Below are 7,291 nucleotides of genomic sequence, written 5' to 3' on the forward strand. Positions count from 1 at the left end.
GCAGCGTGCCGCGCAGCACGTTCATCGCCGGGCTGCCGAGGAAGCCGGCCACGAACAGGTTTGCCGGGCGGTCGTACAGCGCCATCGGCGTATCGATCTGCTGGATGATGCCGTCCTTCAGCACCACGATGCGCTGGCCAAGGGTCATCGCCTCGACCTGATCGTGGGTCACGTAGATCATGGTGGTGCCCAGCTTGCGGTGCAGCTGCGCGATCTCGGTGCGCACGCTGTGGCGCAGCTTGGCRTCCAGGTTGGACAGCGGCTCGTCCAGCAGRAACACCGCCGGCTCACGCACCAGCGCACGGCCAAGGGCAACACGCTGGCGCTGGCCACCGGACATCGCCTTGGGCAGCTTGTCCATCATGTCGGTCAGGCCCAGCGTCTGCGCGGCTTCGCTGATGCGCTTGTCGATGGTCGCCTTGTCATGGCCGCGCAGCTTCAGCCCGAAGGCCAGGTTCTCGGCCACGGTCATGTGCGGATACAGCGCGTAACTCTGGAACACCATCGCGATGTCGCGATCCTTCGGCGCCACGTCGTTGACCACGCGATCACCGATGGTCAACGTGCCGCCGCTGATCTCTTCCAGCCCGGCCACCATCCGCAACAGGGTCGACTTGCCACACCCCGATGGACCGACCAGCACCATCAACTCGCCATCGGCGACCTCGAAGGTGGCGTCCTTCACTGCAACCTGGCCGTTGTCGTAGACCTTGCGCACACCCTGCAACTGCACTTTTGCCATTTCACTCATCCAGTCCGCCCGACGCCGGGCTGTCTTTTGGGACTGCCTCGGCCCTCCCGATGGCAGTGATGATTGCGCGGTTGCCGCATGACGGCGACCACTGCAATCGAATACAGTTGCCCATTCTGCCATGTAAACGTTTTCACGTGGCACTATCCGACAGTCGGTGCGCGCCGACCTGCATCGTCGACCGAACGAAGGGTTGCCGCTGTAGTGGTTTCGATTGGAACGGTGCTCCGGCGAGCCGGAAAACCGATCCAGATGAGCCTCGGACAGGCAGTTGCGCGGATGTCCCCCGAACCCAGCCATGAAGCGATTGACAACGATGTCACCCGGATCTGAAACTCGAGCGATGCACGACACACTCTTCCTGTTTGGTGCCACAGGTGATCTGGCCCAGCGCTACCTGTTCCCTTCGCTGCTGCGCCTGCTCGGCGACGGCCTGCTGCCGGAGGATTTCCGCATCCGTGCGCTGGCCCTGTCGGGCCACGACACCGAAGCCTTCCATGACATCCTGCGCCCGCGCCTGCAGCAGGCGATGCCGATGGCCAGCCAGGAGGACATCGCCTCCCTGCTGCGCCGCATCGACTACCGCTCGGTGGACCTGCGCGACGTCGACTCGGTCGCCGCTGYCGTGTCCGACCTGGTCGACCGCCGCTGCGTGAGCTACCTGGCGATCCCGCCGGGCCTGTACATCTCCACCTGCGAGGGCCTGGCCAAGGGCGGCGCGCTGGCCGCACCCGCGCGCCTGATGCTGGAGAAGCCGATCGGCAGCGACAGCGAAAGCGCCGAGGAGATCATCACCACCATCGGCCAGTGGATCGACGAAGACCGCGTGTTCCGCCTCGATCACTACCTGGGCAAGGCAGCGGTACAGAACCTGATCGCGCTGCGCTTCGGCAATACGCTGCTGGAAGCGGTGTGGAACCGCAATTACATCGAATCGGTGCACATCCTGGTGGCTGAAAGCGAAGGCGTGGATGGCCGCGATGCCTACTACGCGCGCTCCGGCGCCCTGCGCGACATGGTGCAGAGCCACATCCTGCAGTTGCTGTGCATGGTGGCAATGGAGCCGCCGGCGTCGCTGGAAGCCGACCGCATCCGCGATGAGAAGGTCAAGGTGCTGCGCGCGCTGCGCCCGCTGGATGCCAAGCACGCCGCGCGTGACAGCGTGCGCGGCCGCTATACCGCCGGCAGCATCAACGGCCAGCCCGCACAGGCCTACCAGCCGCCGGAAGGCAGCGACGTGGAGACCTTCGCCGGTGTCACCGCGCACATCGACAACTGGCGCTGGAGCGGCGTGCCGTTCCACCTGGTCACCGGCAAGCGCCTGCCCGAGCGCACCACCCGCGTGGTGGTGACCCTAAAGCCGGTCACGCACTGGTTGTTCGAGCGTCCGCAGCGTGCGCAGGCCGCACCGAACCGCCTGGTGTTCCAGCTGCAGCCGCAGGAGAACATCGAACTGGGCCTGATGAGCAGCCTGGCCGGGCCCGAATGGGGCGCGCTGGAACTGCAGCCGCTGGAGCTGGAGCTGTCGGTGCCGACCGGCCTGCATCGCCGCATCGCCTACGAGCGCCTGTTCCTGGACGCCTTCAACGGCAACCACACCCTGTTCGTGCGCGATGACGAAGTGCGTGCCGCCTGGGCCTGGATCGACAGCGTTGCCGACGCCTGGAAGGCGGCCAACCTGCCGCTGGAGCCCTACCCTGCCGGCCAGTGGGGCCCGGCCAACGCGGTCGATTTCCTGCCGCAGGGCGTGGATGCACCGGATAGCGGAGCGTCGGAATGAGTGCCAGCTCGCAGCCCGTGCTGGTCGCCGACATCGGTGGCACCAATGCCCGCTTCGCCCTTGCCGACACCTCGCAGGACGCCCCGCTGCTGAAAGAGAGCATCCGCGAGTACGCCGTGGCGGAGTTCCCGTCGCTGGGTGATGCCGCGCGCCACCATCTGGAGCAGATCGGCGCCACCGCAAGCCGTGGCGTGTTCGCAGTCGCCGGTCGTGTCGATGGTGACGAAGCCCGCATCACCAACCATCCGTGGGTGATCTCGCGCAGCCGCACGGCCGCGATGCTTGGTTTCAACGAACTGCACCTGATCAACGACTTCGCCGCGCAGGCAATGGCGATTTCGCTGCTGCAGCCCGATGACGTGGTCCAGGTCGGCGGTGCCGCCTGGGTTCCGGGCAAGCCGGGTCAGCCGCGCAACTACGCAGTGATCGGCCCAGGTACCGGCCTCGGCGTCGGCGGCCTGATCCTTCGCCACGGCCGCTGTTACCCGCTGGAAACCGAAGGCGGCCATGTCAGCTTCCCGCCGGGAACGCCGGAAGAGATCCGCATCCTGGAGATCCTGTCCGAGCAGTTCGGGCGCGTCTCCAACGAGCGGCTGATCTGCGGCCCCGGCCTAGTCAACATCCATCGCGCAATCTGCGAGATGGCGGGTATCGACCCGGGCCAACTGCAACCGGTGGACGTGACCGCCCGCGCCCTGCACGGCGATCCACAGGCGATGCGTACCGTGGATGTGTTCTGCGCGGTGTTCGGCGCCATTGCCGGTGATCTGGTGCTGACCCAGGGCGCCTGGGATGGTGTGTTCCTGACCGGTGGGCTGACTCCGAAGATGCTCGATTCATTGCAGCACTCCGGTTTCCGCCAGCGCTTCGAACACAAGGGCCGGTTCTCTTCGATCATGGCGCGGGTGCCGTCGCTGGCCGTGATGCATCCCCACGCCGGACTGCTGGGCGCCGCTGCCTATGCTGCCGACGCCGAACGTGACGCACCAGGAGTTGCCGCATGACCCCCATCTTCCAGGACGACCGTATCGACTTCATCAACCATGGCGATGCCGATGGCTGGATCGAAGCGGTTGCAGCCGAAATGGCGCAGGCGATCAACCACGACATCACCGAACTGGGCCGCGCACGCATCCTGCTGTCCGGCGGCACCACGCCGGCACCGGTGTACCAGGCGCTGGCCGAGCTGGACGTGCATTGGGACCGCGTTGAAGTGAGCCTGGCCGACGAGCGCTGGTTGTCGCCGCAGGATCGCGACAGCAATGCGTGGCTGGTGCGCGAGAACCTGCTCACGCGTGCCGAAGGTGCGCACTTCGATCCGCTGGTGCGGATCGGCAAGCCGCTGCCCGAATGCGTGTACACCGCCAACCTGCAGGCCCAGCACAGCCAGGCCCCAAGCCTGGTCGCACTGGGCATGGGCAACGACGGCCATACCGCCTCGCTGTTCCCGGGCTCGAAGGACCTGACCCGCGCCCTCGAAAGCACCCTCCCGTATGCCGCGCTTGATGCCACCGGCTGCCCCGGTGCCAACCAGTGGCCGCTGCGCATCACCCTGACCCCGCGCGGCCTGGCCCAGTGCCGCCAGCGTCTGCTGCTGCTGCGCGGCAAGCAGAAGCTGCAGGTGCTGCGCCAGGCATTGGACAGCAACGACCCGCAGCAGTATCCGATCCTCAACGCGATCAACCTGGAAGGCGCGCGCCTGCGCGTCCACTGGACTGATTGATGTCGGCGGCGGCGCCCTGCTGCCGCTTGCCTCTCGCCACCTCGAACGCCGGTAGCCAATGAGCCTCCATCCGCAACTGCAAGCCATCACTGAGCGCGTCATCCGCCGCAGCGCCGCTTCGCGCGCCGCCTATCTGGCAGCGATCGACGCCTCCCTGCGCGATGGCCCGTTCCGCAGCCGCCTCAGCTGCGGCAACCTCGCCCACGGTTTCGCCGCCTGTGGCGGCACCGACAAGAGCCGCCTGCGCGGCGGCGTGACGGCCAACCTGGGCATCATCACCGCCTACAACGACATGCTGTCGGCGCACCAGCCGTTCGAGACCTATCCCGAACAGATCCGTGCGGTGGCCCGCGAACTCGGCGCGACCGCGCAGGTGGCCGGTGCCGTGCCGGCGATGTGCGACGGCGTCACCCAGGGCCGTSSCGGCATGGAGCTGTCACTGTTCTCGCGCGATGTCATTGCCCAGGCCACCGCGATCGGGCTCAGCCACGACATGTTCGATACCACCGTGTACCTCGGTGTGTGCGACAAGATCGTGCCGGGCCTGCTGATCGGCGCCCTCGCCTTCGGCCATCTTCCGGCAGTGTTCGTGCCGGCCGGCCCGATGACGCCGGGCATTCCCAACAAGCAGAAGGCCGAAGTGCGCGAGCGCTACGCCGCCGGCGAAGCCACCCGCGAAGAACTGCTGGAAGCCGAATCGGCGTCCTACCACGGCGCGGGCACCTGCACCTTCTACGGCACCGCCAATTCCAACCAGGTGCTGCTGGAAGCGATGGGCGTGCAGCTGCCGGGCGCATCGTTCGTCAATCCGGACACGGCGCTGCGCGATGCATTGACCCGCGAAGCCACCGAGCGCGCGCTGGACATCACCGCGCTGGGCGACGACTTCCGTCCGCTGGGGCGGATCATCGACGAGCGCGCGATCATCAACGCGATCATCGCGCTGATGGCCACCGGCGGCTCGACCAACCACACCATCCACTGGATCGCGGTGGCACGTGCGGCCGGCATCGTGCTGACCTGGGACGACTTCGACGAGCTGTCGCAGCTGATTCCGCTGCTGGCGCGCGTTTATCCGAACGGCGAGGCCGACGTGAACCGCTTCGCTGCAGCGGGTGGCCCGGCGTTCGTGTTCGGCGAACTGATCAAGGCCGGCCTGATGCATGGCGACCTAGTCAGCGTGGCCCGTGGCGGCATGGCCGACTACGCGCGCGAGCCGCAGCTGCGCGATGACAAGCTGGTGTACCTGCCGGGTCTGGAACGCAGCGCCGATGAAGAAGTGGTGCGCGGTGTCGACAACCCATTCGAGAGCCAGGGCGGCCTGCGCCTGCTGCGCGGCAACCTCGGCAAGTCGCTGATCAAGCTGTCGGCAGTGAAGCCGCAGTACCGCACCATCGAAGCACCGGCCGTGGTGGTTGATGCGCCGCAGGTGCTGAACAAGCTGCACGCCGGCGGCCTGCTGCCCGAGCATTTCGTGGCGGTGGTGCGTTACCAGGGTCCGCGCGCGAACGGCATGCCGGAACTGCATTCGCTGGCGCCGCTGCTGGGCCTGCTGCAGAACCAGGGCCGGCGCGTGGCGCTGGTCACCGATGGTCGCCTGTCCGGTGCGTCGGGCAAGATTCCCGCCGCCATCCACGTGACGCCGGAAGCTGCACGCGGTGGTCCGCTGGGCAAGGTGCGCGAGGGCGACATCATCCGCCTGGATGGTGAGGCCGGCACGCTTGAAGTGCTGGTGGACGCAGCCGAATGGGCCGCGCGTACTCATGCGCCGAATACGGCGCCGGCCGCCAATGACCTGGGCCGCAACCTGTTCGCGATCAACCGGCGCGTGGTGGGCCCGGCCGATCAGGGCGCGATCTCGATTTCGTGCGGTCCGGCGGCGGCTGACGGTGGGCCGTGGGACTACGACGCGGAGTATGAGCTGGGGCACGATGCTGCTGCTGCGGCGGCGCCACATGAGGCGAAGGACGCCTGAGGGATTGAAGCGCGTTGCGGGTATGTGGCGGCGGTTGGTTTCCAGGGGGCGGCGAAGGGCAGGCCGTCGCCAGGACACGCCGTAAATACATCCCTGTAGGCTCGATCGCGCCATCCATGGCGCGAACGGTCCTGGCGACGCCCTGCCCTCCGCCGCATCACAGTTTCCGGCGCCGATACGCCGCGAAGTGATCATTGAAAGCACAACTAGAGCGAAAGCAAAGGCAGAAGCAGAGCTATGGGTATCGAACAACATCAGGTGAAGGCGGCGGAGTTGCTGCATGCGGCCGGCATCCTGCCGGTGGTGACGATTCATACGCTGGACCAGGCACGTGCGGTCAGTGCGGCGTTGCTGGAGGGCGGATTGCCGGCCATCGAGTTGACGCTGCGGACGCCGGTGGCGATGGAAGCGCTGGCGATGCTCAAGCGCGAGTTGCCGGATGTGGTGGTCGGCGCCGGTACGGTGCTGACGGTGGAGCAGATGCAACAGTCGATCGATGCGGGCGCGGATTTCCTGGTGACCCCGGGCACGCCGCCGGTGCTGGCCGATGCGTTGGCTGCGGCACCGCTGCCGGTGGTACCGGGTGCGGCGACGCCGACCGAACTGCTGGCGCTCTACGCGCGCGGTTTCCGCGTGTGCAAGCTGTTCCCGGCCACGGCCGTGGGCGGCTTGGCGATGATCAAGGGCGTAGCCGGCCCGATCGCCGACCTCAAGCTGTGCCCGACCGGTGGCATCACCGAGAACACCGCCGCCGAGTACCTGGAGCAGAAGAACGTGGTCTGCATCGGTGGCTCGTGGATGGTGCCGGGCAACTGGATCGACGCAGGCCAGTGGGACAAGGTGCGCGAAAGCGCCGCGCAGGCCGCGAAGATCGTCAAGCGCGTACGCGGCCACTGACGCACTGCGGGGTCAGAKCCCTTTCCCGCCGGGAAAGGGATCYGACCCCAAGCGCGCAAAGCGCGCGACCCGCTCCTGCCGTTCCTTCTTCATTCCGCGGTGGCGACGCACGGAAACTATCCGTGGCCGGGCGGATGGGTTGCGCAGGGGCGTGAGCCGCATGGA

General features: G+C 67.2%; 6 protein-coding genes. 5 read left to right on the forward strand and 1 reads right to left on the reverse strand.

Annotated features, from left to right (window positions below; all coding sequences use genetic code 11):
• On the reverse strand, positions 1–742 hold a 742-nt coding region (locus tag AB4Y84_RS08700), incomplete at its 3' end, for an ABC transporter ATP-binding protein (protein WP_442250002.1).
• 352 nt (positions 743–1,094) lie between these two features.
• Between AB4Y84_RS08700 and zwf the strand changes: the two genes are divergently transcribed.
• The 5 genes from zwf to AB4Y84_RS08725 all read left to right on the forward strand — a co-directional run bounded on the left by zwf (position 1,095) and on the right by AB4Y84_RS08725 (position 7,126).
• Positions 1,095–2,531, forward strand: coding sequence for a glucose-6-phosphate dehydrogenase (gene zwf / locus AB4Y84_RS08705; RefSeq protein ID WP_442250003.1), 1,437 nt, complete (start codon positions 1,095–1,097; stop codon positions 2,529–2,531).
• Positions 2,528–3,535: a glucokinase gene (gene glk, locus AB4Y84_RS08710; RefSeq protein ID WP_025878808.1), complete on the forward strand. Its 1,008-nt coding sequence runs from the start codon at positions 2,528–2,530 to the stop codon at positions 3,533–3,535. Before zwf ends, glk begins: the two co-directional genes overlap by 4 nt.
• Entirely contained in the window at positions 3,532–4,254 is a 723-nt protein-coding gene (gene pgl, locus AB4Y84_RS08715; protein WP_442244598.1) for a 6-phosphogluconolactonase, read from the forward strand. The genes glk and pgl overlap by 4 nt, the downstream gene beginning before the upstream one ends.
• 58 nt (positions 4,255–4,312) lie before the next feature.
• A complete protein-coding gene (edd, locus tag AB4Y84_RS08720) occupies positions 4,313–6,229 on the forward strand; it encodes a phosphogluconate dehydratase (protein ID WP_442250004.1) in 1,917 nt (638 codons plus the stop codon).
• A gap of 237 nt (positions 6,230–6,466) precedes the next feature.
• Positions 6,467–7,126: a bifunctional 4-hydroxy-2-oxoglutarate aldolase/2-dehydro-3-deoxy-phosphogluconate aldolase gene (locus AB4Y84_RS08725; protein WP_442244596.1), complete on the forward strand. Its 660-nt coding sequence runs from the start codon at positions 6,467–6,469 to the stop codon at positions 7,124–7,126.
• Positions 7,127–7,291 lie beyond the last annotated feature (165 nt).

Source organism: Stenotrophomonas sp. 2YAF22, assembly GCF_052114665.1.
GTDB lineage: Bacteria > Pseudomonadota > Gammaproteobacteria > Xanthomonadales > Xanthomonadaceae > Stenotrophomonas > Stenotrophomonas indicatrix.